This window comes from Pseudomonas sp. SbOxS1, from assembly GCF_013416725.1.
Classification (GTDB): domain Bacteria; phylum Pseudomonadota; class Gammaproteobacteria; order Pseudomonadales; family Pseudomonadaceae; genus Aquipseudomonas.
Map to the genome: position 1 here is coordinate 1 of NZ_JAAVXC010000016.1, position 22,944 is coordinate 22,944.

Annotated in this window: 18 protein-coding genes and 2 pseudogenes; 8 read left to right on the forward strand and 12 right to left on the reverse strand. The window is 59.7% G+C overall.

What is annotated here, in order from left to right:
- Nucleotides 1–425: 425 nt before the first annotated feature.
- Both HFK74_RS17990 and HFK74_RS17995 read left to right on the forward strand, forming a co-directional pair.
- Nucleotides 426–836: an NUDIX domain-containing protein gene (locus HFK74_RS17990; protein WP_180204609.1), complete on the forward strand. Its 411-nt coding sequence runs from the start codon at nt 426–428 to the stop codon at nt 834–836.
- A gap of 19 nt (nt 837–855) precedes the next feature.
- A complete protein-coding gene (locus tag HFK74_RS17995) occupies nt 856–1,377 on the forward strand; it encodes a GNAT family N-acetyltransferase (protein WP_180204610.1) in 522 nt (173 codons plus the stop codon).
- Here HFK74_RS17995 and HFK74_RS18000 read toward each other — a convergent pair.
- From HFK74_RS18000 to HFK74_RS18015, 4 genes are read right to left on the reverse strand one after another with little or no spacing between them, the layout of a single operon-like run.
- A complete protein-coding gene (locus tag HFK74_RS18000) occupies nt 1,364–1,699 on the reverse strand; it encodes a hypothetical protein (RefSeq protein WP_180204611.1) in 336 nt (111 codons plus the stop codon). The two genes, HFK74_RS17995 and HFK74_RS18000, sit on opposite strands and share 14 nt — an antisense overlap.
- A gap of 1 nt (nt 1,700) precedes the next feature.
- Nucleotides 1,701–2,267, reverse strand: coding sequence for an SCO family protein (locus HFK74_RS18005; RefSeq protein WP_180204612.1), 567 nt, complete (start codon nt 2,265–2,267; stop codon nt 1,701–1,703).
- 3 nt (nt 2,268–2,270) lie between these two features.
- Nucleotides 2,271–3,407 (reverse strand): hypothetical protein, encoded by a 1,137-nt coding sequence (locus tag HFK74_RS18010; protein ID WP_180204613.1) that lies wholly within the window; start codon nt 3,405–3,407, stop codon nt 2,271–2,273.
- A 12-nt stretch (nt 3,408–3,419) separates the two neighbouring features.
- Nucleotides 3,420–4,952: a multicopper oxidase family protein gene (locus HFK74_RS18015; RefSeq protein WP_180204614.1), complete on the reverse strand. Its 1,533-nt coding sequence runs from the start codon at nt 4,950–4,952 to the stop codon at nt 3,420–3,422.
- A 365-nt stretch (nt 4,953–5,317) separates the two neighbouring features.
- On the opposite strand from HFK74_RS18015, the gene HFK74_RS18020 reads away from it, so the two are divergent.
- Both HFK74_RS18020 and HFK74_RS18025 read left to right on the forward strand, forming a co-directional pair.
- On the forward strand, nt 5,318–7,042 hold the full coding sequence (locus HFK74_RS18020) for a GMC oxidoreductase (RefSeq protein ID WP_180204615.1): 1,725 nt from the start codon (nt 5,318–5,320) through the stop codon (nt 7,040–7,042).
- Nucleotides 7,039–8,871, forward strand: coding sequence for an alpha/beta fold hydrolase (locus HFK74_RS18025; protein WP_180204616.1), 1,833 nt, complete (start codon nt 7,039–7,041; stop codon nt 8,869–8,871). The genes HFK74_RS18020 and HFK74_RS18025 overlap by 4 nt, the downstream gene beginning before the upstream one ends.
- 9 nt (nt 8,872–8,880) lie before the next feature.
- Here the strand turns inward: HFK74_RS18025 and HFK74_RS18030 are convergent, their stop codons facing one another.
- The 8 genes and pseudogenes from HFK74_RS18030 to HFK74_RS18055 all read right to left on the reverse strand — a co-directional run bounded on the left by HFK74_RS18030 (nt 8,881) and on the right by HFK74_RS18055 (nt 15,693).
- Nucleotides 8,881–10,050 carry a GGDEF domain-containing protein gene (locus HFK74_RS18030; protein WP_180204617.1) on the reverse strand — a complete coding sequence of 390 codons (1,170 nt, stop codon included), beginning with the start codon at nt 10,048–10,050 and terminating at the stop codon, nt 8,881–8,883.
- Between the two features lie 123 nt (nt 10,051–10,173).
- Nucleotides 10,174–10,959: a 2-oxo-tetronate isomerase gene (gene otnI / locus HFK74_RS18035; protein WP_180204618.1), complete on the reverse strand. Its 786-nt coding sequence runs from the start codon at nt 10,957–10,959 to the stop codon at nt 10,174–10,176.
- A 20-nt stretch (nt 10,960–10,979) separates the two neighbouring features.
- Nucleotides 10,980–11,072: pseudogene (locus HFK74_RS33195) on the reverse strand (outer membrane lipoprotein carrier protein LolA); the annotation flags it as partial.
- Between the two features lie 138 nt (nt 11,073–11,210).
- Nucleotides 11,211–11,288 (reverse strand): annotated as a pseudogene (locus tag HFK74_RS33200) (YqgE/AlgH family protein); the annotation flags it as partial.
- A 156-nt stretch (nt 11,289–11,444) separates the two neighbouring features.
- Nucleotides 11,445–12,083 (reverse strand): aldolase, encoded by a 639-nt coding sequence (locus HFK74_RS18040; protein WP_180204619.1) that lies wholly within the window; start codon nt 12,081–12,083, stop codon nt 11,445–11,447.
- On the reverse strand, nt 12,080–13,372 hold the full coding sequence (gene otnK, locus HFK74_RS18045; protein ID WP_180204620.1) for a 3-oxo-tetronate kinase: 1,293 nt from the start codon (nt 13,370–13,372) through the stop codon (nt 12,080–12,082). The genes HFK74_RS18040 and otnK overlap by 4 nt, the downstream gene beginning before the upstream one ends.
- A 20-nt stretch (nt 13,373–13,392) precedes the next feature.
- On the reverse strand, nt 13,393–14,367 hold the full coding sequence (gene denD / locus HFK74_RS18050; RefSeq protein ID WP_180204621.1) for a D-erythronate dehydrogenase: 975 nt from the start codon (nt 14,365–14,367) through the stop codon (nt 13,393–13,395).
- A gap of 15 nt (nt 14,368–14,382) precedes the next feature.
- Nucleotides 14,383–15,693, reverse strand: a complete 1,311-nt coding sequence (locus HFK74_RS18055; protein ID WP_020796424.1) for an MFS transporter — start codon at nt 15,691–15,693, stop codon at nt 14,383–14,385.
- Between the two features lie 162 nt (nt 15,694–15,855).
- On the opposite strand from HFK74_RS18055, the gene HFK74_RS18060 reads away from it, so the two are divergent.
- From HFK74_RS18060 to HFK74_RS18075, 4 genes are all read left to right on the forward strand, one after another.
- Nucleotides 15,856–16,641, forward strand: a complete 786-nt coding sequence (locus HFK74_RS18060; RefSeq protein ID WP_033043139.1) for a FadR/GntR family transcriptional regulator — start codon at nt 15,856–15,858, stop codon at nt 16,639–16,641.
- A gap of 374 nt (nt 16,642–17,015) precedes the next feature.
- On the forward strand, nt 17,016–19,397 hold the full coding sequence (locus tag HFK74_RS18065) for a type VI secretion system Vgr family protein (protein WP_180204622.1): 2,382 nt from the start codon (nt 17,016–17,018) through the stop codon (nt 19,395–19,397).
- A 30-nt stretch (nt 19,398–19,427) separates the two neighbouring features.
- The gene (locus tag HFK74_RS18070; RefSeq protein ID WP_180204623.1) at nt 19,428–22,142 is read left to right on the forward strand and encodes a hypothetical protein; all 2,715 of its coding nucleotides are present in this window, start codon (nt 19,428–19,430) and stop codon (nt 22,140–22,142) included.
- The gene (locus HFK74_RS18075; protein WP_180204624.1) at nt 22,139–22,858 is read left to right on the forward strand and encodes a hypothetical protein; all 720 of its coding nucleotides are present in this window, start codon (nt 22,139–22,141) and stop codon (nt 22,856–22,858) included. The genes HFK74_RS18070 and HFK74_RS18075 overlap by 4 nt, the downstream gene beginning before the upstream one ends.
- Nucleotides 22,859–22,944 lie beyond the last annotated feature (86 nt).

Genomic DNA, 22,944 nt, shown 5'->3' on the forward strand with positions numbered 1-22,944 from the left:
CGACCCACGGAGCAATGCCGGAGAGAGGGCATGCCGAGCCCTAGCGAGGCACCGAGTGGTGGGGCAAAGCCTTTTGCTTCCTTTTTGGCGTTTGAAAAAGGGAGTCGCTGTAAGAGCGAAACCATAAGTGGCCGTTACCGTAACAACGGATATGTACTCAGACAACAATCTCCCAGAGGCTTTGACGCGGCATGGATCAACGTTGGTAGAGGCTCCGAAGGAGGTCGTCACAAGTTGACGGACAGGCTCAGGGTGTGAGGGGGCAAGAAAAATTGATGTGATCTTCTGTAGGAGCCCGGCTTGCCGGCGAAGGCGCCCGAAAGACCGACCCAGTATTCAAGGCCGCCTTCACCGACAATCCGGCTCCTACAAGTGCATGTCAAACGCCGTATGATGCTGGCTTCATTGTCGATAAGGACGTCGCCATGTCACCCAACAAGGCTTGCCCCGTCATCCTCTCCAGCATTGCCGGGCCCCGCATCCTTCTGTTCCGCCATCCCCTGGCAGGCGTGCAACTGGTCAAAGGCACCATCGAGTCCGGTGAAACACCCGCCGAGGCTGCTCTTCGTGAATTGAGCGAGGAGTCCGGCATTGACGACGCCACGGTTGTCAGTGACCTGGGTTGCTGGAACGCCGAACATCTCAAGCAGGTATGGTCATTTCACCTGTGCCAGGCACAGGCGCCGCTGCCGGAGCAATGGACCCACCAAACACTCGATGACCAGGGCCACGCCTTCAGCTTCTTCTGGGCGCCGCTTGATGAATTGCCGATCGCCGATTGTCATCCGCTCTTCCGCCGGGCATTACGGTACCTGACGGTCACGCTTTCGGACTGAAGCACAGGAGAGTTGATGCATGGACACATTCACGATTCGCGAGCTGAAAAGTACAGACGCTCAAGCCTTGCTGGCATTCGAAACCCGCAACCGCGAATGGTTCGAATCGCATATCGATGCGCGCGACCCTTCTTTTTACACATGGCAAGGTGTCGCCGAACATATCGAAGGCTATTTATCCGGTTTTGCCCTCGGCACCTGGCACCCGTTCGTTATTGAAGACAGCAGTGAACGGATCGTAGGGCGGGCAAACTTGAAAGGCATAGACCCATCGACGAGATCTGCAGAGGTGGGCTATCGGATCGGTCGCGACGCTTGCGGCAAGGGACTGGCGACCCAGGCGCTCAAACATCTGATCGAGGAGGCACAGGGGCGTTGGCAACTCACGCAACTGGTGGCTTATGTGTTCAAGGACAATGTAGGCTCGAGAAAAGTACTAGGCCGCTGCGGATTTGTGCTTGAACAACCCTCCAGCAATGAAGCGTCGGAAGCCGAATGCCGATTCGTCCGCGGGCTTGTTCCAGACCCTAATGCACGGTAATCGCCCAGGTGATGAACCCAGCAATGGCCGTGGTACAGGTCAAGGCGATAAGGAAGAGAACGTCGACCAGTTTTTCCAGAAAATGATTACGGTTAAAGTTGCTGGTGCGCAGCGCCCAGTAGGACAGAAGTGTCGTAATCAGATACAGGATGGCGTTCATCGCAAGAAAGTCATCACCCAGGGAGTCTTCACTTCTCAGCGTGGTCACCACCTGGAAAATGCCGATGACCGTAATGCACACGCCCACCATGGCCGCTGAAGCGGTAAAGACATGCACGCAGATATCTTCATTCAAACTGATCGGCGACTTTTTATCGTTCATGTCATGCCCCGTCAGCCAGCGCAGTGACCACCTGTTGCTCTATGTCCTTCTCATCCATCGCTCGCCCGAAATGCTTGAGGTAGCGGCCCTGGCTGTCGAGTAAAAACAGGATGGTCGAGTGGTCCATCATGTACTGGTCCGATTTGTCGCCCGATGGCACTTTCTTGTAATACACGTGGTAGGCATCGGTGATATGGGCGATTTCTTGCGCCGAGCCGGTCAGGCCGACGAAATCGCTGGCGAAGTATTTCACGTAGGCCTTGAGTTTGCCGGGGGTATCACGCTCCGGGTCGATGGTGACGAAGACCGGCCGCACCTTGATGCCTTGCTGTTGTTGCAATTGTCGGCTGATGCGGGCCATCTTCGCGAGGTCCGTAGGGCAGATGGCCGGGCAGGTCATGAAGCCGAAGTAGAGCAGCACCGGCTCGCCGAAGCTGCGCTCGTTGACCCGCTGGCCATTCTGATTGGTCAGCTGAAACGGCCCGCCGATGTCGCTGCGGGTTGCGGCGCCGGTACTGCTTACCAGCCCCACCAACAGCAGGGCCGCTGCCGCGTATAGCCACCTCATCGATCAATACCCTCCGGAATACGTCAGCGCCAGGCCGACAAGTTCGGACATCTGGCCATCCTCTTTCTGGGTGCCGGCGGACAGCCCGAGCTTGATCTGCCCGGTGATGTTGTAGGTCAGGCTCAGCTCGTTCAGGTAATCCTGCCGATCGGCGCCCCCCGTCGATTGGCGATGCTTGTCGGTGCGGGTCGCGCCGAAGGACCAGTCACCGAAATCGAACGTCAGCGATGTGGTGAGGTAGCGGGTGTCGTTGCCCTTGATGCCATCTTCATTGTCGACATCGGCGAATTCGATGAAGGGCACGATATCGAAGTAACGCCCCTCCAGCGTCGGCTCAAGATCCGTACTCGGTTCATAGGCCCAGATGTAGCGGGCGGAAGCGATCTTGATGGTTTCGTCGTCTTCCCCCGGCGGATCGGGTTGCGTCTGGTCCTCGGCCTTTTTGTTGAACATGTAGCCGGCCTGCATTTCCAGATAAGGCACCGCCGGGATCGCAATCCAGTTCACCGTCAGCGCCCAGGAGTCGAGCTTGCCGGTATTGGAGGGGCCACCGTCGCTGCGTTGCAGTTTCTCGCCATGGCGCAGATAGGGGCGACCGAGAAACGAATTGTCCGCGGTGTAGAGGCTCAGGTTGGGCTCGATCATGCCCAGCTTCTGGTCGAAAAAACGGTACGCCACGGTGCCGCCGAGCATGCCGTCGAGGTCGTAGGTGCTGACGTAATCATTGGTGTAGAGGCCCGGCGCCTGATCCTGCGCACGCCCGAACGGCACGTGGAACTTGCCGATCGAGAACGCCGAGTTGGCATTGTTCTGGTAGTAGTTGAGGTCGTTGATCACCAGTCCCACGTCTTCGAAAAAACGCTTTTGCCCGGGCTCGGGCCCGGCGACGGGATTGATCTCGGTGGATAGCTGGATCTGCTGGTCGTGGGTGAAGCGAAAGTAGAACGTGCTGTTGATGTCCGGGTAGGCGTCCGTGCTGTTGCGATTGCCGCCCTGGGGCGAATCGGCATGCACGTGGTCATATTGAAAGGTCGCGTCGTAATCCATGCCAACGTTGGGGTACTGCCCGTCATCGGCCAGCGTCGCCTCGACGCCGCACACCGATCCCAGCAACAACACAGCCAAGCGATAGTTGCTCATGGCGCCCCCCCTTTATTTGATGAGCGGGCTGGACGCTTTCGGGTCCTGTCCGGTGTTGCGCAGGTAGGAGCACAACTGGTTGTTTTCACCGTACAGGCCGCCCAGGGGCTCGAGCTTGACCGCCTGCTCGTAGTCCTCGGGCTTGACCACCTGGATCGCCTGCATCATGCCGCCGTCCTCGTGTTCGAGGATGTGGCAGTGATAGACGAACTTGCCGAGGATCACCGGATCGCGGAAGGGGATGCGTACGGTGATCGACCCCGTGGCGGGAATGAACACGTTGTCCCGATAACCGCTGAACTGCACCGCCTTGCCATTGATCTCGGTGACCTGGAAGTCCACCTGGTGGATATGGAACTGGTGCAGTTCCTGGGACGGGTTGAACAGTCGCCACTCTTCCACATCGCCGAGTTTCACCGTGGTATTGACCCGGTCCAGCTCGAAGCGCGTGCCGTTGATCAGGAACGCATTGGGGTCGGTGTCCGAGTCCTGGAAGGCGAACTGGCGGGTCTTGTTCACCGCGATCTTGCTGAAGTCCTCGGCGGGCGGGTAGGGGCTGGTGATCTGCTTCGTCGCCACCTGTTGACCGCTGGAGCGCAGGACCGCCAGTTTGGCCGAAGGGTAATCATCGCCTGCCGGCCCGGTATTGCCCGAACCCGCTTCAACTTCGTAGGTGCCCGCTGGCGGCCCGACAACCAGCACGCTGAAGCGCGCCGATGGCCCGATCAGCACCTGTTTGGTGTCGACCCGGCGGGTCACGGTATTGCCGTCTCGGGACAGCACCTGCATCGTCTGGCCGTTGATGCGGATGCGGAAGTACTGGTTGGCGGCAATGTTGATGAAGTGCCAGAGCTGGGTTTCGCCCGGCTTGATGTCGATGGTGGGGACTTCCTGGCCGTTGATCGTGCGAATCGACGGGGCGCTGGTGATGATCTCGCTGGCGACTTTACCGGTCAGGGTTTTCTGGAAGTTGCGCAGCACCAGCACCTGTTCCTTGATGCCCTTGAGTTCGGGGAACGGATCGAGCATGCCGTCGACCAGGATCGGCCCGGCAATGCCCGCCGACACCTGGCGCTGGGAACCGCCATGGAAATGACTGTGATACCAATAGGCGCCGGGGCTGTGCTCGGGCGGCAGCTTGACGTTGTATTCCCCCACCTGGTGTGGCCGGGTCACGCGGAAAATATTGTCTCCCTGGTCCAGGGGCGAGACCTGCATGCCATGGAAATGCAGGTTGGTGATTTCGTCCATGCGGTTATCCAGGCGAATCGCCATGGTCCCGCCTGGGCGTGTGCGAATCAGCGGCGAGTCGTATTCGCCGTTGAACACCAGGGACACGTAACGCTCATTGCCCACATTGACCTGCTGCTCGGCCGCCGTCAGCGTGGCGTGGGTCACGCCGCTGGCATCGTAGGTGAACTCGGGATTCTGCCGCAGGGGCGGGGACACAGGTTCAGTGGAGCGCTGGGTCGCACAACCGCTCAATGCCAGAGCGAGCGCGCTCGCGCAGAGTGCAAAGGAACGGACGCTGAGAGCTCTGGGCATGATCGCGACCTTCGTTGGCTTGGCGAGGAACGACCTGTGGGGTCCGCCCGTGCGTTGCCGAAGGTGACCAGGAGATTCACCGGGCAATGCGCAAGGCCACGTCCGGTGTGGCGTTCAGTGTAATTGCGAACCTTTCGCAGTGTAGAACAGGCCGGGTGGCTCGCAAGTTTTTTGGATCCAGCGTCATGCCAAAGCGACAAAATGCACTTATCTGCCAGGAAAATGCCGTCTCAGAGTTGTTTTTCTCTTCTTTATCCAGATGACGATCGTCCTTGTGACGTTCCTTATCCAGTTCCCTGGCTTGCTTATCCGTCTACGCTGGATACAGGCCTGCCACGTAAATTCATCCGCCGGAGCGTGAAGACATGCCCGAACATTTTGCCGCGGTGATTGTGGGTTCCGGTTTCGGCGGATCGGTAATGGCTTACGAATTGGCGAAAGCCGGGATGAAAGTTTGCCTGCTGGAGCGTGGCCAGGCCTTCCCTCCGGGCTCTTTTCCGCGCAGCCCGCGCGAAGTGGCGCGCAATTTCTGGGACCCCAGTGAGCGTCTCTACGGCATGTTTGACCTCTGGTCATTTCGCAAGAGTGAGGCTGTGGTGGCGAGTGGGTTGGGCGGTGGCTCCCTGATTTACGCCAACGTGCTGATTCGCAAACCCGCGGCATGGTTCGAGCGTGACCTGGCGGATGGGACGCGGGGGCCATGGCCCCTGGGCTACACGGCGCTCGAACCGCATTACGATGAAGTCGAGCGGATGCTGGGGGGGCAGGTCTATCCATCAAGCGATCTGCCGAAGCAGGCAACCACCAAGGCCCGAGCTTTCGCCGAGGCCGCTGCCAAGGCGGGGCTCAATCCGTATCACCCCTTGTTGGCCGTGTCGTTTGCCAATCCAGGCGGCCGGCCAGCCATGGGCGAACCCCTCAGGGAGGCCGAGCCAAACCTGCACAATGCACCTCGTTCCACCTGCAGGCACTGCGGTGAATGCGATATCGGCTGTAACCACGGAAGCAAGAACTCACTCGACTTCAACTACCTCAGCGCGGCAATGCGCTTGGGGGCAGAGTGTCGAACGCTGTGCGAAGTACGGAGTATCAGCCCGGTCGATCACAGCGATCCGTCGCTCGGCTACGAGGTCTCTTGCGTTCGACATACGCCTTTGGTTCAGGTGCCTTCGAGTCATTTGCCCCTTGATGTGATCACCTGTGATCGGTTGATACTCTGCGCCGGTACGCTGGGAACAAGCTATCTGCTGCTCAAGAACCACCATCGTTTTCCGCGAATCAGCCACCTGCTTGGCAGCGGATACTCAACCAACGGCGATCTCCTGGCGTTTGTCATGCGCTGCCGCGACGGCACCACCCGCCCGGCGCAACCACGCGTCCTCGACCCTAGCCGCGGCCCGGTGATCACAACGTCCGCGCAAATCGAATTCGGCCCGGGGAAGGGCGGCATGATCCAGGACGCGGGCTATCCGGAGTTCGTCAACTGGTTGGTCGAAGCAAGCGACATGGGTGGGGTCATGCCGCGAGCGCTGCGGTTCGTCATGAACCGTATCCATGCCTGGTGGTCGGCCAACCCGCGCAGCGAGTTCGGCATCGAGATATCGAAGCTGCTGGGGCCGGCGGCGTTGAGTAGCAGCTCCCTCCCGCTGCTGGGCATGGGATGTGACAGGGCAGACGGCCGTCTGAGGCTGCGCAAGGCCCGACGTGGGAACGCGTATCTCGATGTTGACTGGACGTCACGAAACTCGGCTGAGTGCTTCGATACGCTGACCGAATGGTGTCGCAAGATCGCTGTGGAGATGGGCGGCACGCTCGCTTCAAACCCCTTGACCCGGTATCTGCAACGCATCATCACCGTCCACCCGCTCGGTGGTTGTCCGATGGGCAAGGATGCCGACTCGGGGGTGGTCGGTACCGATGGTGAAGTATTCCATTATCCCAATCTCTACATAGCTGACGGCTCGATCATGCCCGGCCCCGTCGGCGCCAATCCCAGCCTCACCATTGCAGCAATGTCGCGCCTGATTGCACTGGGCATCATCGAAAGCTGGAAGGGTTGCAACACCTCGCAGAAGGGGCCTGCGCCATGACCAATGACAGGGCAAAAGAATCGGCCAGGCCGTCACTGCAGTTTACCGAGACCATGAAGGGGTATGCAGGGGCAGGGCAGAAGGACTTTCAAAGTGGCCACGACGCGGGTAAAGGCGTTGCGTCGTCCATCACCTTCACGCTCACGATCGGCATTGAAGACGTCGACCGCTTTATCGACTCGCCTTTGCACCAGGCCGATGCGACTGGCCATGTCGATTGTGACTTGCTGGGCGGTCGTGTGCCTGTAGAGAAGGGACGCTTCAACCTCTTCGTGGACAGTGTCGGTGATCACCTGCGCAAAAAGATGTTGTACCGCTTGTTCGTCCGCAACGGGCAGAACGAGCCGCTGACTATTGCAGGCCATAAAGACATTTTCGATGACCCTGGTCCTGACCTGTGGTCCGACACGACGACCCTCTACGTGTCGATTCTCCAAGGTCACGTCGAACCGGCAGATGACTCCAGGGCGGATGTTGTCGCTGCAGGCGTCATGCACCTGGGCTTACTCGATTTCATCAAGCAGATGGCGACGTTCCGTTGTTTCGCCGCCACCAGGTCCGAGCGCTGGGCAGTGCTGGAACGCTTCGGTCGGTTCTTTCTGGGAAACCTCTGGGACGTGTACGGGCGCCCCGGTTTTTCGCTGGCGAATACCCGGTACGAGCGGGAGATTGCGCTGTTCACCACAGAAGGCGTGCCGGATGCACAGTGCACACACCACGCCATCACCACGGCAGATAAACTCGGGTTGGGAATGCTACGGTTCACACGCGCCGCGTGCGATGACGTGGTGTTGCTGATACATGGGCTGACCTCCTCCAGCGACATGTTCATCATGCCGGAGCACTACAACCTCGTCAGCTATCTGCTCGACCACGGTTTTACCGACGTTTGGACACTCGATGGCCGCATGAGCAACCGCTTGCCCTACAACCTGCTGCGACACCGCCATACGTTGGACGACGTCGCGCTGTTTGATTATCCGCCAGCGCTGGAGCGGATCAGGGAGCAGGTGGGGCAGTCGACACGGATCCATGTCATTTGCCATTGTCTGGGGGCCGTGTCCTTTACCATGAGCCTTTTCGGCAAGGCCGTTTCGGGTGTGAGCAGCGTCGTGGCCAACAGCGCGGCACTGACACCACGGGTACCCAACTGGTCAAGGATCAAGCTGACAGTCGCGCCGTTCGTGACCGAGTACATTTTGGGGATGACCTACCTGGACCCTTTGTTCAGTGAGCGACCAGGGCTGACCATTGGCAAGGTCATGGGCAAAGTCACGAGCTGTTTTCACCGCGAGTGTGATGTACCCGCGTGCCATATGCTGAGTCTCATGTGGGGTGCCGGCAGCCCGGCACTCTACAACCACAAGAACCTCGCAGACATCACCCACCGGCGTGGGGGTGACCTCTATGGCCCGACGAGTGTGCATTACTACCGCCATGTGCTGAAGATGGTGAAAGCGGACAACACCGCGGTGAAGTTTGATCCGTTGAACACTGGGCACAGTACGTTACCCGATAACTACATGACGCATGCCCACGAAATCGAAACACCTGTCCTGTTCATGACGGGCCAGGAAAACCATGTGTTCAGCGATTCCAACATCCTCTGCCATGCCAGGCTCGAGCAGAGGGTTCCAGGCCGCCATCAACTTCGCGTCATTCCAGGGTACGGGCATCAGGACGTGTTCATGGGCATCAATGTCCATCACGATGTCTTTCCCCATATCCTTGAGTTTCTGACTGCCAATGCTCGTCCGGCGCCGGACTCGATGCAACAAGCGGAATTCAGCTCGCCAGTGTGTTATCAGAGCGATTTTCCTGATTATTAGACCCGCAAATCACAGCGGTTCGCTGCTGGCAAAGGTCTGATCGACCAACCGTATGCTGTCACGTCCACCACGCTTGGACTGGTAGAGCGCCGCATCGCCTTGTTCGATCAGTGCCGCCAGGCTGGCTGGCGGATGGTCGAACAGGTTGGCACCGATGCTCAGGGTCACCGCTGCAGGTGTGGCGAACGCCTGTGCGGCAGCGTGGTGAAACTGCTCACGCAGGGCGTTGCCCAGCCCGACGATTTGCTCATTCGATGCGTTGCGCAGCAGGATCACGAATTCGTCACCGCCCAACCGCGCCGCCAGTGCGCCTTCGGGCAGCACCGATCGGATCAGCCCGCTCAGCGTGACCAGAAGACGGTCGCCTGCGGTATGACCGTACAAATCGTTGACCTGTTTGAAGTTGTCGATATCGATCAGCAGCAGGGCCCCGGGACGTGCCGTCGACACGTCATCGAGCAGGCGCGGTGCCCGCACTTCGAGGGCGCGGCGGTTGTACAAAGAGGTCAACGGATCACGTGCGGCCAGCCGGGCGATGCGTTTCTCGCGCCTGTAGCGTTCGGTACCGGTCATGGACAAGGCAATCAGCATGATCGCCATCGCGCCCTCGACCAGGGAAATCTGAATGATCTCGCCACGAAACGCGGCAAGGTCGATCAGTGTGCCGGGAACGATGGCGGTGATCGACTTGGCCAGATAGAACAGCCCATGGACCAGCAGCACATAGCGCAGTTGCACCGCTCCCACGCTCAACGACTTGCCATGGGGGCGCAGGAGGAAGCTGGCCCTGAGCGTCACCAGGGCGACCAGCAGCGAATTGGCCAGCAGCATGACCTTGGACCACGACGGCTCGTCCGGCAACAGCAGCAAGGCTATCCATGCGACGAAGATCAGGTACCAGGCACGCGATAGCCGCGTCTGCGTGAAGCGCGCGACACCCAGCAGGAAACACCAGTGGGCCACCACCAGCAGGCCATTGGCGAACCAGATGCCGACCAGCAGAAGGCCGGCCCCGCGCAGCAAGGCGAGTGTCGACCCCAGGGTGATGGTTGCGAAGCCCGCGCTCCAGAACAGCAGCGAGGGCTCGCGAATGCTCCGCCATTCGATCGCCAGGTACAGCGCGGCAGCGGCTGCGAGGGCGATCGAAATTGTCAACATCGTGGGAGGGTCGAGCGCCATAACCTGTAGAACCTTTCTGATCTGCGGTGAAAGGCGTGATTGTAAATGCTGGGCCGGTTTTTCGCAGATCCCGGTGCATTGAAAAAGGTCGTGCCAGGATTGATATGGCTGCACGCTACTGATTCAGCGAGCCTGCCAATCGCGCAACCATTGCAACCCCTGGCTGGTGTTGCCGCGTGGCCGGTACTCGCAACCCACCCAGCCGCTGTAGCCCAGTTGATCGATCAGCTCGAACAGGTAGGGGTAGTTCAACTCGTTGCGCAGGTCCGGTTCGTGGCGATCCGGCACGCCCGCGATCTGGATATGACCGATGCCGGCGAAATCCCGGCGCAGCTTCGTCGCCACGTCACCCTCGACGACCTGGCAATGGTAGATGTCGAACTGGACCTTGAGATTGTCCTTGCCCACGGCTTTGCAGACGGCCTGGGCCTGATGCTGGTGGTTGAGGAAAAAACCCGGCATGTCGCGGGTGTTGATCGGCTCCAGCAACACGGTGATGCCGACCTTGGCCGCTTGCGTGGCCGCGTGGCTGAGGTTTTCCAGGTAAGTCTCGTGGTGTCGGGCACGGTCTGCTTCGCTCGCCAGCAGCCCGGCCATGACGTGGATGCGGTCATTGCCCAGGATCGCGGCGTATTCCAGGGCCTGGTCGAAACCTGCGCGAAACTCCGCTTCGCGCCCAGGCAAGGACACGATGCCTCTTTCGCCTGCCGCCCAATTGCCGGGCGGTGCATTGAACAGGGCCTGGACCAGACCATTGTCGTCCAGCCGCTGTTTGATTTGTTGCGCGCTGAAGTCGTAGGGGAACAGGTATTCCACCGCCTGGAACCCATCGGTGGCGGCCGCGGCGAAGCGGTCGAGAAAATCGTGTTCCGGGTAGAGCATGCTGAGGTTGGCAGCGAAACGAGGCATGATGACTCCTGAAATCAAAAATATACTGTAGGAGCGAGCCTGCTCGCGAGAAACCTGGGAGCGCCGCGGGGTGTCAGGCTGCCAGTGTTATCGTTGGCGACCATCGCGAGCATGCTCGCTCCTACAGGTGTCGCGCAGTCTTTGTAGGAGCGAGCCTGCTCGCCCGAGAGCGCTGCGGGGTGTCAGGCTGCCAGCGTCATCGTTGGCGACCATCGCGAGCATGCTCGCTCCTACAGGTGTCGCGCAGTCTTTGTAGGAGCGAGCCTGCTCGCGAGAAACCCGAGAGCGCTGCGGGGTGTCAGGCTGCCAGCGTTATCGTTGGCGACCATCGCGAGCATGCTCGCTCCTACAGGTGTCGTGCAGTCTTTGTAGGAGCGAGCCTGCTCGCGAAAAACCTGAGAGCGCTGCGGGGTGTCAGACTTCCAGCGTTATCGTTGTCGTCCATCGCGAGCAGGCTAGCTCCTACAAGGGTAAGGCCTGGAGGGTTACCACTGCACGCCAAACACTTCGCGCAGTTCATCCAGAGCGGCCTGGTCGAGCGGGGCTGGCTTGGGGTTGCTCATCAGCCAGAGGCGCGCCGTTTCTTCCAGCTCCTCCAGCGCATAACTCGCCCGCGACACCGAGCTTTCCCACACCACCGGACCCAGGCGCTCGAGCATCACCCCGCGCACGCTGTTGGCCAGTTGCGCCACTCGCTCGGCCACCTTCGGCGAGCCGGGACGTTCATAGGCGATCAACGGGATGTGCCCGACCTTCATCACCTGATAGGGCGTCAGCGGCGGCAGGATGTCATCCTGCTGCCAGACCCCGGCCAGCGTCAATGCCACCAGGTGCGTGGAGTGAGTGTGCACCACGCCGCCGACACCGGGGTTGCGATCGTAGACCTCACGGTGCAAGGCCAGGGTCTTCGACGGTTTGTCGCCGCTGACCCATTCCCCTGCCAGGTTGACCTTGGAGAGGGCGGCCGGGTCCAGGCGGCCGAGGCACGCGTCCGTGGGCGTGATCAGCCAGCCATCGTCGAGCCGGGCGCTGATGTTGCCGGCACTGCCTACCGTGTAGCCACGGCTGTACAACTGGCCGCCGACGTCACAGATTTCTTCGCGCAGGGCGTTTTCGTTGCTCATGCTTGATCTCCCGCCAGGTGTTTCAGCGCCTTGGCGAAAAAGTCGGGGCCACCGAAGTTGCCGGACTTGAGCGCCAGGGCCAGGGGTTCCCCGGGTGTGCTGACGCAAGCGGGTACGCCCGGGTCAATTTGCGCACCGATCTGCAAGAGCTGGATACCCAGCGCCTGCACCACGGCCCCGGAGGTTTCCCCGCCAGCGACCACGAAGCGCCGCACACCGGCCTGGCGCAGCCCGCTGGCTATCCGGCCCATGGCCTGTTCGACCATATTGCCCGCGCGCTCGGTACCCAACTCTCGCTGTACGGTCTTGACCTCATCCGGGGAGCTGGTGGCGTAGATCAGTACCGTTTCTGCCGTGTCTGCGGCGAAGGCCAGTGCCTGTTCGACGACCGGTTCCCCCGCAGCCAAGGCCAGCGGGTCGATCCGAAAGGCCGGGCGACCTGCCTGCAGCCAGCTCGCCACCTGGCCGTTGGTGGCCTGCGAAGCGCTGCCCGCGAGCACCACTTCGCCGCCGTCGACGTTTGGTACCCGGGCGGCGTCCAGCTCGCGCAGTTTGCCGGCCCGCCGGAAGTTCTCCGGCAAGCCCAGCGCCAGCCCCGAACCGCCCGTCAGCAGGGCTAGACCGGCGCAGGCTTCGCCCAACAGATGCAGGTCGGCATCGGACACGGCATCGGCGATTGCCATGCGCACACCCTCGGCGCGAAGCTGCGTCATGCGGGCGCGAATGCTCTCCACGCCCCTGGACACCGTGTCATGGCGCAGCAGGCCGACTTTGCCCTGGCTCTGCGCTTGCAGCACCCGGACCAGGTTGGCGTCGGTCATCGGTGTCAGCGGGTGATGCTGCATGCCCGACTCGCTGAGCAGTTGGTCCTGGACGAACAAATGCCCGCGAAAGACCGTGCGCCCGTTTTCCGGGAAGGCGGGGCAGGCCAGGGTGAAATCACTGCCCAGCGCGTCCAGCAGGGCTTCACTGACCGGGCCGATGTTGCCGGCGGCGGTAGAGTCGAACGTCGAGCAGTACTTGAAGAAAATCTGTTCGCAGCCACGCTCACGCAACCAGCGCAGCGCTTCGAGCGAGGCCTGCACGGCGTCGGCGGCTGGCACGGTCCGGGACTTCAGGGCGATGACGATCGCGTCGGCATCGAGTCGTTCGGCAACCTCGGCACCGGGTATGCCGATGCTTTGCACGGTGCGCATACCGCCGCGCACCAGCATGTTGGCAAGGTCGGTGGCACCGGTGAAATCGTCAGCGATGCAGCCCAGCAGAGGGCGGGCAGGGGCATTCAACATGTCGAGCTCCTCATTCGGGTTCATCCGGGCAGATATTCGGTCATGTACTGCTTGATCACGGCGCGGAAATCCTCATCCGCGGTGAAGCCCAGGTCCCTGGAATAGGTGGCGCAAAAGGACCCTGGCCACGAACCGACGATGCGCTCGATCGCCGGATTGCGCTCCAGGCTGATCCGCGCGGCCACGTGTTCACCGGCGACCTGGCGCAGGGCATCGATCATCTGTTCGACGGTAATCGACAGGCCCGGCATGTTGATCACCCGACCCTCGGTCATCTGCTCGCCGGCCAGCTCATGACCATGGATCAGGTTGGCTATCGCCTGTGCTGGCGACATCAGCCAGAGCCGCGTATCGAGGGGCACTGGGCACACGCTGGGCAGGCCGTTGAGCGGTTCGCGGATGATGCCGCTGGCAAAGCTTGAAGCGGCCAGGTTGGGTTTGCCCGGGCGCACCACGATGGTCGGCATGCGCAGGCTGCGACCATCGACAAAACCGCGCCGGCTGTAGTCGGCGAGCAGCAGGTCGTTCATGGCCTTTTGCGTGCCATAGGAACTCTGCGGTGCCCACACCTGATCATCACGCACGCGTTCCGGCAGTTGCCCGCCGAATACCGCGACGGAGCTGGTCATCACCCATTTCGGGCTGGTGCCGAGCAGGCGAATGCGTTCGAGCATGTTCTGGGTCGCGGTGAAGTTGATGCGCATGCCCAGTTCGAAGTCGGCCTCCGCCTGGCTGGAAACCACCGCGGCCAAATGGAAGATGCTGTCGGTGCTGGCGTCGATCAGGCTGTCCAGGACTTCAGGGGCGGCGATATCGCCACACACCACCGTTACCCGCGGATCATCGATGCCCTCGAGCGCGACCATGTCGAAGGCGACGATTTGCCCGATCGGCTGGGACTGGCCTGCACGGTCGGTGAGCGAGCCGCGCAGCAGCAAGGCTTCGATCAGACGGCGGCCAAGGAAGCCGGCTGCGCCGGTCACGAGAATTTTCATGAGTTGCTCCAAACGTCAACGGTTGACGAGTTTTCCGGGAATTCTGAAGACCAGCAGGGCGCCCAGGAACAGCGCGCTTGCCATCACATACATGCCGATCGTGGTGCTGTGGGTCGTGTCTTTGAGGAAGCCCATCAGGTACGGCGAGACGAAGCCCGCCAGGTTGCCCCAGGAGTTGATCAGGGCGATGCCGGCGGCCGCGGCGGTGCCGCCGAGGAAGGCCGTTGGCAGGCTCCAGAACAGCGGCAGGGTGCTCATGGCGCCCATGGAGCCCAGGGTCAGGCCGATCATCGAAATGGTGAAGTTGTCGCTCCAGGTGGCGGAGATGAACAGCCCGATACCGCCAAGCACCGCGGTCAGTGCCAGGTGCCAGCGACGCTCGCGCAGCCGGTCGGCGCTGCGCGACACCAGGATCATGGTCATCGCGGCGGCGGCATAAGGGATGGCGGTGAGCATGCCGACCTGCAAGACATCGCTGACGCCGGCCTGGCGGATCAGCGTCGGCAACCAGAAGCCCACGGTGTAGAAGCCGGCGATCATGCAGAAATAGATGGCCGTCAGCAGCCAGATACGCGGCTGCAGGAACACCTCTTTGAGGCTGTGGGTTTGATGGCCAGCGGTTTCGGCGTCGATGCGGGTCTGCAGCAGGGTTTTCTCTTCACGGGTGAGCCAGCCGGCACTGGAGATGCGGTCGCTGAGGCAGAAGATCACCAGGATGCCGACGGCGATCGAAGGCAGCCCTTCAAGGAAGAACAGCCATTGCCAGCCGGCAAACCCATGGTCACCGTTGAAGGCGCTCATGATCCAGCCGGACAGGGGCGCACCGATCAGGCCCGAGAGCGGCACGGCCGTGGCGAACAGGGCATACATCTTGCCGCGGCGATGGGTCGGGAACCAGTAGGACAGGTAGAGGATGACACCCGGGTAGAACCCGGCCTCGGCGATGCCCAGCAGGAAACGCATGATGTAGAAGGACATCGGCGTGCTGACCAGCGCCATGGCCGAGGAGATGATGCCCCAGGTGATCATGATGCGCGCGATCCACAACCGCGCACCGACGCGATGCAGGATCAGGTTGCTGGGAATTTCCACGAGGAAGTAGGCAATGAAGAAAATCCCTGCGCCAAGACCGTAGACGGCTTCGGAAAACTGCAGATCGTCGGACATCTGCAATTTGGCGAAACCCACGTTCACCCGATCCAGATAGGCGACGAGGTAGCACAGCAGCAACAACGGCAGGATCCGCCACGCGGCTTTGCGATACGCCAGGTCCTCGAAGCGATCGGCGGGCGCGATGGCACCGGTTTGAATCACTGATTCAGTCATGTGTTTCCCCCATCCTTATTTTTGTAGTGGGTGACGTTGTTTTTATCGGACTTACATGAAGATCGGTTTTTTATCATAATACGTCATACGAATTCAAGGCGTAGAATCCAAAGAGGACGACGGGTCTAAAATGCAGTACCGTTCACCGATTTGAGCCCAGAGATGCCTATGCCCACTCCTGACAAATCCCCCTGTTCCGCCGAGGCGCTGGCCGTTTTGAAGGACTCCGCCAAGGGCACGCTGTCCGATCAGGTGACGGCGGCCCTGAAGGCCTACATCGCCAATGGCGAAGTGCTGCCGGGCGCGCGCCTGCCCACCGAGCCCGTGCTCTCGGAGCGATTCGGGGTGAGCAGGACGGTCATCCGCGAGGCGATCTCGCGCCTCAAGTCAGCCGGCCTGGTCGAGGTTCGCCAAGGCAGCGGTACCGTCGTCAGCGAAGGCGCGCACATCAAGGCGTTCACCATCGACCTGGACGTCAGCGGCTCGATCGAGGCGGTATTGAGGGTCACCGAATTGCGCCGCGGTATCGAAGGGGAGGCGGCGGCACTGGCGGCCCAGCGGCATTCGCCGGCGCAACTGGAGGCCATCCACCAGGCGCTCAAGGCCATCGATGCCGCCGAGCAGGCGGGGCGCGATGGCGTCGAGGAAGACCTGGCGTTCCATCACTCCATTTCCAGGGCAACGGGCAATCCGCTGTACCCGTCACTGCACGAGTTCATCGCGCAGTACATCAAGGAAGCGATCCGCATCACCCGCTCCAACGAGGAACGCCGCCACGACCTGGCCAGGACGGTGCATGTCGAACACTCTGCCGTATACGAGGCCATCGCCGCACGCGACCCTGAAGGCGCACGCCATGCCGCGCTCAACCACATCAACAATGCGGTCGAGCGGCTCAAGAGCGCCGATCCTGCGTTCTGGCAGAATCCTGGGGCGAGAACCTCGTAGCATCGCGCGCGCCGGGCATCGCCGCTGACCTGTAGGAGCCAGGCTTGCCGGCGAAGGCGTCCTGCCCGCCGACGTGGCTCCATGGGTTTTTCTGTAGGCCTGTAGGAGCTGCCGAGTGCAACGAGGCTGCGATCTTTTGATCTTGAAAAATCAACATCGAAAGATCGTCCGAACGCGGCCCGAGCCTGCGGCAGCTCCTACAGTGTTATCCGACACGGTTAACCCCGGTATACCTATACAGAAACGCCCTACACCATCCTCAGAAACGTCCTATTCCCAGCTTCCTGCAAATTCCCCAATGCTTTCACCCCTCAGGACCCGGGTGAACGCCAAACCCTTCCTGCACATCCCCCACAGACCAGGAAGGCCTGACCATGAGCACCCAACCGCGCCTTTTCTTCGACCACAGCCACCATAAACTCTGGGTCCACAACCTCGAAACCCACCTCGACGTCCTCACCTTCCACGGCGAAGAACGCCTCAGCCAACCTTTCACCTACCACGTGCAATTCACCAGCACCGAGCAGGATCTCGCAGCCGAACACCTGCTGGGCAAGGCCGCTCGCTTCAGCTTGTACGCCGCCAAACAACCCCCGGTCATCAAAGGCCTGCCCACCCCGGAAATCAAAGCACTGCGCACCCTCAACGGCGTGGTCACCGCCTTCAAACGCCTGTCTGCCTCCGTCGACGAAGCTCGCTACGAGCTCACCCTGCAACCGCGTCTGGCCCTGCTCGAGCGCGGCCGGCAATACCGCATTTACCAGGATCAGTCGGTGCCGGAGATTGTCAAAAGCATCCTGTGCAGCCGCCACGATTTCGAGTACCAGGACTACCTCTTCAACCTGACGCGTGAGTACCCCCGGCGCGAACAGGTGATGCAGTACGGCGAAAGCGACTTGGCCTTCATCCAGCGGTTGCTGGCCGAAGTGGGCATCTGGTACCGCTTCACCAGCCACGAACGCCTGCAGATCGATGTGGTGAATTTCTGCGACGGCCAGCGCGGCTACCAGTTCGACGTCGAGCTGCCGTACTTCCCGCCCGCCGGGCTCAGCAGCAGCGATGAAGACGGCGTGTGGGACCTGCAAACCCGCCACCAGGTGGTGGAAAAACACGTCAACATCCGCGCCTACCACCCCCGTGACGCAAACGCCCAGCTCGACGCCGACGTCGACCAGACCCGCGGCGCGAAAATCACCTACGGCGAGGCCTACCACTACGCCGAGCCCTACCGCGTGCTCGGTGGCGCCTACGATCAGCACGAAGACCTGGAAAGCGAAAGCGGCTACTTCTACGCGCGCCTGCGCCACGAGCGCTACCTCAACGAGCAGATCCTGCTGAGCGGCACCAGCAGCAGCGCCACCCTCGCGCCGGGCCAGGTGCTGACCATCGAAGGCGGCGCCCCCCAGGCCTTCAAACCGCGTTGCGCGATCATCGGCGTGCGCACCCACGCCGCCCGCGATGCCAGCTTCGAGTGCCATTTCGAAGCCATGCCCTATTCAGAAACCTTGTGCTTCCGCCCGCCACTGCCGGCTAAACCCCAAATCGCCGGCACCGTCCCGGCCCGCGTCACCAGCGGCAAAGCCCACGATCAATACGCCGAAATCGACGTCGAAGGCCGCTACAAGGTCAACTTCCTGTTCGACCGCGACCCCTGGAAACTCGGCGAGGAAAGCATGTGGCTGCGCCAGGCACGCGCCTACGCCGGCGACACTCACGGCCTGCACCTGCCGCTGATCTGCGGCACCGAAGTGGCCATCGCCTTCGAACAAGGCGACCCCGACCGCCCCTACATCGCCCACGCCCTGCACGACAGCGAACACCCGGACCATGTGACCCTGCGCAAACGCGACTACACCCGCAACGTGCTGCGCACCCCGGCCAACAACAAGTTGCGCATGGAAGATCGACGGGGGCAGGAGCACGTCAAGCTCAGTACTGAGTATGGCGGCAAGAGTCAGCTGAATTTGGGGCATCTGGTGGATGCCAAGAAGGAGAAACGTGGGGAAGGGTTTGAGCTGCGCACGGATGATTGGGGGAGTATTCGTGCGGGCAAGGGGGTGTTCATCAGTGCCGACGAACAGCCCAAGGCCCAAGCTCAAGTGCTGGAAATGAGCCCCGCCCTCGATCGTCTACAACAGGCCGGCGAACAACTGCAAAAACTCTCGGTCGATGCCCAGGCCGCCCACGCCGATCCGGCGGACGTCAGCGCACAACTGAACCTGCTGCGCCAGGATCTGGAGCAACTCAAGGCCGCGGTCCTGCTGCTCAGCGCGCCCCAGGGCATCGCCCTCACCAGTGGCCGACACCTGCAACTCGCAGCGCAGGACAACCTGATGCTCAACGCCGGTGGCGAGGCAAATATCAGCGTGGTCAAGCGCCTGTTCATCGGTGTGGGCCAGGGCTTGAGCCTGTTCGTGCGCAAGCTCGGGATCAAGCTGATTGCCAATCAGGGCGCGGTACAGATTCAGGCGCAGAACGACAGGCTGGAACTGCTGGCACGCCTTGGCCTGGACATCACCAGCACCGAAGACGAGATCCGCATCACCGCCAAAAAGAAAATCAGTCTGAATGGTGGTGGCAGCTACCTCACCCTGGATGGCGGCGGCATCGAATCGGGTACGGCGGGGGACCACAAGGCCAAGTCCGCGCATTTTGACTATCAGGGTGGCGCCACGCAAACAACGGAAATGCCCGTGTTACCGCAACTGAACGACTACGCCACCAAACGTTCGTCCCCGAGCAAAATTTCCGGCTGACCACGGCATCATCACAAGGAATGGATCACCATGCTTGGCTACATTTTTGAGGTTATCAAGGACGAGATCAGCTATCGACGCGAGTGGGCCCGACGCGCTGCTTTGCCGCCCCCAGCACGCGAAACCAAGCCCAGTCCTGCCGAACCTTCACTCGGCATGCGCATCCTCTCTCCACCCACGGGACCGACATCCTCGACGGCGCCATTAAACAACTGGAGTCACCCTTTCGGCGACCGCGGCAACCCCTTGCAGCAGTTGACCCAACTGGCCGATGCGCAAGCCGGTTACTACCCGTTGGGTCGCAATGGCATGTGGCATGGTGGCGTGCATCTGGATGGCGGGACCACCGGTCCCGACGCGCTGTCTCAAGTGCGTTGTCTGGCCGATGGTGAGGTCGTGGCCTACCGCGTTCCGGAACACACGCCGCTGAGTACATTTTTTCCAGAGGCCGGGGGCACCCTTGAAGCGCCGTTTGCTGCCGGACTCGTGTTGGTTCGGCATCGCCTGCAAGCGCCGAAGATTGATGGCAGCAGCGACGATCCGCCCAGCCTGACCTTCTTCAGCCTGTACATGCACCTGGAAGATTGGGCGCGTTATCTAACTGACCCTGCACTGCCACGCCCAAACTTCTGGCCTGAGAATCCAGTTCTTCGTGTCAAACCAGACGTGCCCGACAGAATGCCGGGGCATCCGGAACAGCGTGGCGCGAATGTTCGGCACAATAATCATCAAGGCCAGGTGATCGACTTTTTGCCGGTCGGCACGCCGGTGACGATTAGCGGTAACGGCGACTTCCGCAAACTGGAAAACAGCTGTGGCCCGTCGTCACTGCTTGATGAGGAAGGTGCGTTACTAGGGTATGTTTCATTTAGCCTTCTTGCGCCGATTGCCGCAGGCCGTTATCGGGTCAATGTGATCCGCGATCCACTCATCGTCCGTGAGGAGCCGGACGTGCGTAGCGCGAAAATTGGCGAGCTGCAAAAGAACACTGAAGTAACCATCAGTGGCGAAGGTGAATTCCGCAAGCTGGAGAGCATCGCCCACTACATTTCGTTCAAGTCGTTGCAGAGTGAGCGCAAACCACTGGTGTTCGACGGCGTGGTGGTGCTCGACCAGCCTGCGCCCATCAAGGCCGGCGAACTGATCGGACATCTCGGCCGCTATCAGGAATGCGACGAAACTGCTCCACAGCAAAAGCTGCACCTGGAGGTCTTTAGCAATGATGATGTGCAAGCGTTCTTCGCCGCCAGCCGTGCCTGGGCCCAGCGCTTGCCGGATACAAACAAGACCTGGCTGAAGCTGGCCAAGGGCACACCCGTGGCGGCGCATCAAGATCGCATTAGCTCCAGCCTATTTCCCATCTGGAACCACGACAATCCCCGCAGCGATTCCGACCTGCTGGTGCCCAAAAGTCTGCTCGACGGCTTGCCGTCCGAGCGGAAAATCCAGGTGCCCACCGCTGCCAGCGGCAAAACCTACAACTGGTACCGTCTCGATGACCTGCTCCATGACGCGGATGGCAAACCACTGAACGGCTGGGTGCGTGAGGAAGTGGGTGTCACGCCCTGGGTCAGTCCCTGGTCCTGGGAGGGGCACGAAGTTCTCTACAACTACGCGCTGCCGCAATTGAGTCTGTCCTATCTGCTGAGTGTCACGGGCGTGCTCGGTGAAGAGTCGAAGGACCGCCTGCGCGAGCGGGCACAAAAGTGGGACAAGGGGCGGATGCAAACGCGCCTGTACGAAATCATCGACCGAGACCGCAACGGCAAAATGACCGCTGACGAATTGCAAGGGGCGTTGCGGGTGCCCGCGCTTGCACAGGCACTGGCGCAGTTGGTGATCTTCAGCGAAAGCGAATGGAATTACCGGCAGAGCAAGTGGGATGCACTGGATGAGGTGTTGGGGCATACCAATTCGGCACCGATCTTGAATTGGGTGGCGGAGAAACAGCGAATCAAGCAGTTGAGTTGGTGGGGTGAGGTGGCGGGGAAAGTTGGGTTGCCTAAGGAAGGGATGGTGTTTCATTTTCATCCGGTGGGGTTGCTGAGTAATTTCACCAAAATAGGCAGGCTAATTAATGTGGAAGACTTTTTGCGGCAGTATGAGCAAGTACACACGATGTTTCTACCTGGAACACCGTCCCTTACCAGTCAGTCAAGAAAGAATCTGGAAAAAATAATAATAGCCATCAATGATTTTTACGAGTTGGCCCCGCAAGGCACAAATATATATGAAGTGTCTTACATGCTTGCCACAGTTAGGCATGAGGCATACCACTTTACAACAAGAGAATTTTTTAGCGAAAAGCCGGAGGTGGGCAGCTATTCTTACTTCAATAAATACGACCCGGTTCTAGCGCAAAGTGCGGATTTGAGAGAGCGGGCCAAGGCGAATGGAAATGTTGAAGAAGGTGATGGGTATAAATATAGAGGGCGTGGATGTGTACATTTAACCTGGAAAAATAATTATAGAAAATTCTCGAAGTTATTGTCCTTTGATTTTGTTTCAAATCCCGATGCTGCGGCAAAATTTGAATACTCCATTCCGATAATGATTGTGGGTATGAGTCGAGGGCTGTTTACGGGGAGGAAGTTGGCTGACTATCTAAACTCAAAAAAGGTAGATTATGTGTCTTCGAGGAAAATAATAAATGGGAATGATGAGGATGTGTTAATTGCGTCTTATGCCAAAAGGTTTGAAACTATACTTGAGCGTACGTCGAGTTTGCGTGTGGAGTTCTTATGATACTTAAGAGAGGGTTGATAATCGTTTCGTTATTTTTGGGGCAATTCTGTTTTGGTGTAAGTGCGGAAGAAGTAGTGGTTGGAGTAAAGGCTGGGAGTATTGTATTTCATGAGAAAGGTAGTGAGGTGGTTTATGAGGGCGTTGTTGGTGATAAGGATGGGTTTCATCGTAAGCTCATAAGTATAAATGGTATGCCGGCATTGTGGGTTAGTTCTAGGTATGACTATTACTATACTTTAATTGCGATTGATGGTGGGTTGGTAATAGATTGTGCTTATTTTGATGGGCGGAATGTGTATAACGGGGTGAGAGCTTCTGCGGGAGTGTGCGGGTTGAATGCTCCGCTGAGTGAGAATTATGAAGAGATTGCGCAGGGATATTCTAACGAATGGCGGAAGAGTCTTTATTCGTTTGATACAAGTCCTGTTTACGAAAAGCGGCAGGCTAGCAGTTTTTTTCTGACAAAAATTGGTGATGTTGTAATTTATGATCGTTATCCTTCGCAAAGTGCGCTAGAGAATGCAACGCCACAAAAATATATTAAAACCAATGTTGGTTGTTATGATTTTAAGGCGGAAGTTGGGTTTTTGGTTTTTTTAAACAAGGGTGGGGAATCCCCTAAATATCTTGATGTTCTTCGTTCGGTAGATCCTATAAAGCTGGATCGGATGAGCGAAAGCGATTTAGCGCATCTTGCTAAAAATAAGTGTAGTTAAGTTGATTGCTAATAAGATTGGTTGGTCTGTTATATGTTTTTATATGAAGAGCGTGGGGGGTGATGATTTGTGAGGTTGTGGCTTTT

Bases quoted from the DNA above. Each gene is read 5' to 3' on its own strand.
- HFK74_RS17995 (WP_180204610.1), top strand. From the start codon at position 856: ATGGACACATTCACGATTCGCGAGCTGAAAAGTACAGACGCTCAAGCC.
- HFK74_RS18010 (WP_180204613.1), bottom strand. From the start codon at position 3,407: ATGAGCAACTATCGCTTGGCTGTGTTGTTGCTGGGATCGGTGTGCGGC.
- denD (WP_180204621.1), bottom strand. From the start codon at position 14,367: ATGAAAATTCTCGTGACCGGCGCAGCCGGCTTCCTTGGCCGCCGTCTG.
- HFK74_RS18005 (WP_180204612.1), bottom strand. From the start codon at position 2,267: ATGAGGTGGCTATACGCGGCAGCGGCCCTGCTGTTGGTGGGGCTGGTA.
- HFK74_RS18030 (WP_180204617.1), bottom strand. From the start codon at position 10,050: ATGGCGCTCGACCCTCCCACGATGTTGACAATTTCGATCGCCCTCGCA.
- HFK74_RS18070 (WP_180204623.1), top strand. From the start codon at position 19,428: ATGCTTGGCTACATTTTTGAGGTTATCAAGGACGAGATCAGCTATCGA.
- HFK74_RS18015 (WP_180204614.1), bottom strand. From the start codon at position 4,952: ATGCCCAGAGCTCTCAGCGTCCGTTCCTTTGCACTCTGCGCGAGCGCG.
- HFK74_RS18025 (WP_180204616.1), top strand. From the start codon at position 7,039: ATGACCAATGACAGGGCAAAAGAATCGGCCAGGCCGTCACTGCAGTTT.
- otnI (WP_180204618.1), bottom strand. From the start codon at position 10,959: ATGCCTCGTTTCGCTGCCAACCTCAGCATGCTCTACCCGGAACACGAT.
- HFK74_RS18020 (WP_180204615.1), top strand. From the start codon at position 5,318: ATGCCCGAACATTTTGCCGCGGTGATTGTGGGTTCCGGTTTCGGCGGA.
- HFK74_RS18075 (WP_180204624.1), top strand. From the start codon at position 22,139: ATGATACTTAAGAGAGGGTTGATAATCGTTTCGTTATTTTTGGGGCAA.
- HFK74_RS18055 (WP_020796424.1), bottom strand. From the start codon at position 15,693: ATGACTGAATCAGTGATTCAAACCGGTGCCATCGCGCCCGCCGATCGC.
- HFK74_RS18060 (WP_033043139.1), top strand. From the start codon at position 15,856: ATGCCTATGCCCACTCCTGACAAATCCCCCTGTTCCGCCGAGGCGCTG.
- HFK74_RS17990 (WP_180204609.1), top strand. From the start codon at position 426: ATGTCACCCAACAAGGCTTGCCCCGTCATCCTCTCCAGCATTGCCGGG.
- otnK (WP_180204620.1), bottom strand. From the start codon at position 13,372: ATGTTGAATGCCCCTGCCCGCCCTCTGCTGGGCTGCATCGCTGACGAT.
- HFK74_RS18065 (WP_180204622.1), top strand. From the start codon at position 17,016: ATGAGCACCCAACCGCGCCTTTTCTTCGACCACAGCCACCATAAACTC.
- HFK74_RS18040 (WP_180204619.1), bottom strand. From the start codon at position 12,083: ATGAGCAACGAAAACGCCCTGCGCGAAGAAATCTGTGACGTCGGCGGC.
- HFK74_RS18000 (WP_180204611.1), bottom strand. From the start codon at position 1,699: ATGAACGATAAAAAGTCGCCGATCAGTTTGAATGAAGATATCTGCGTG.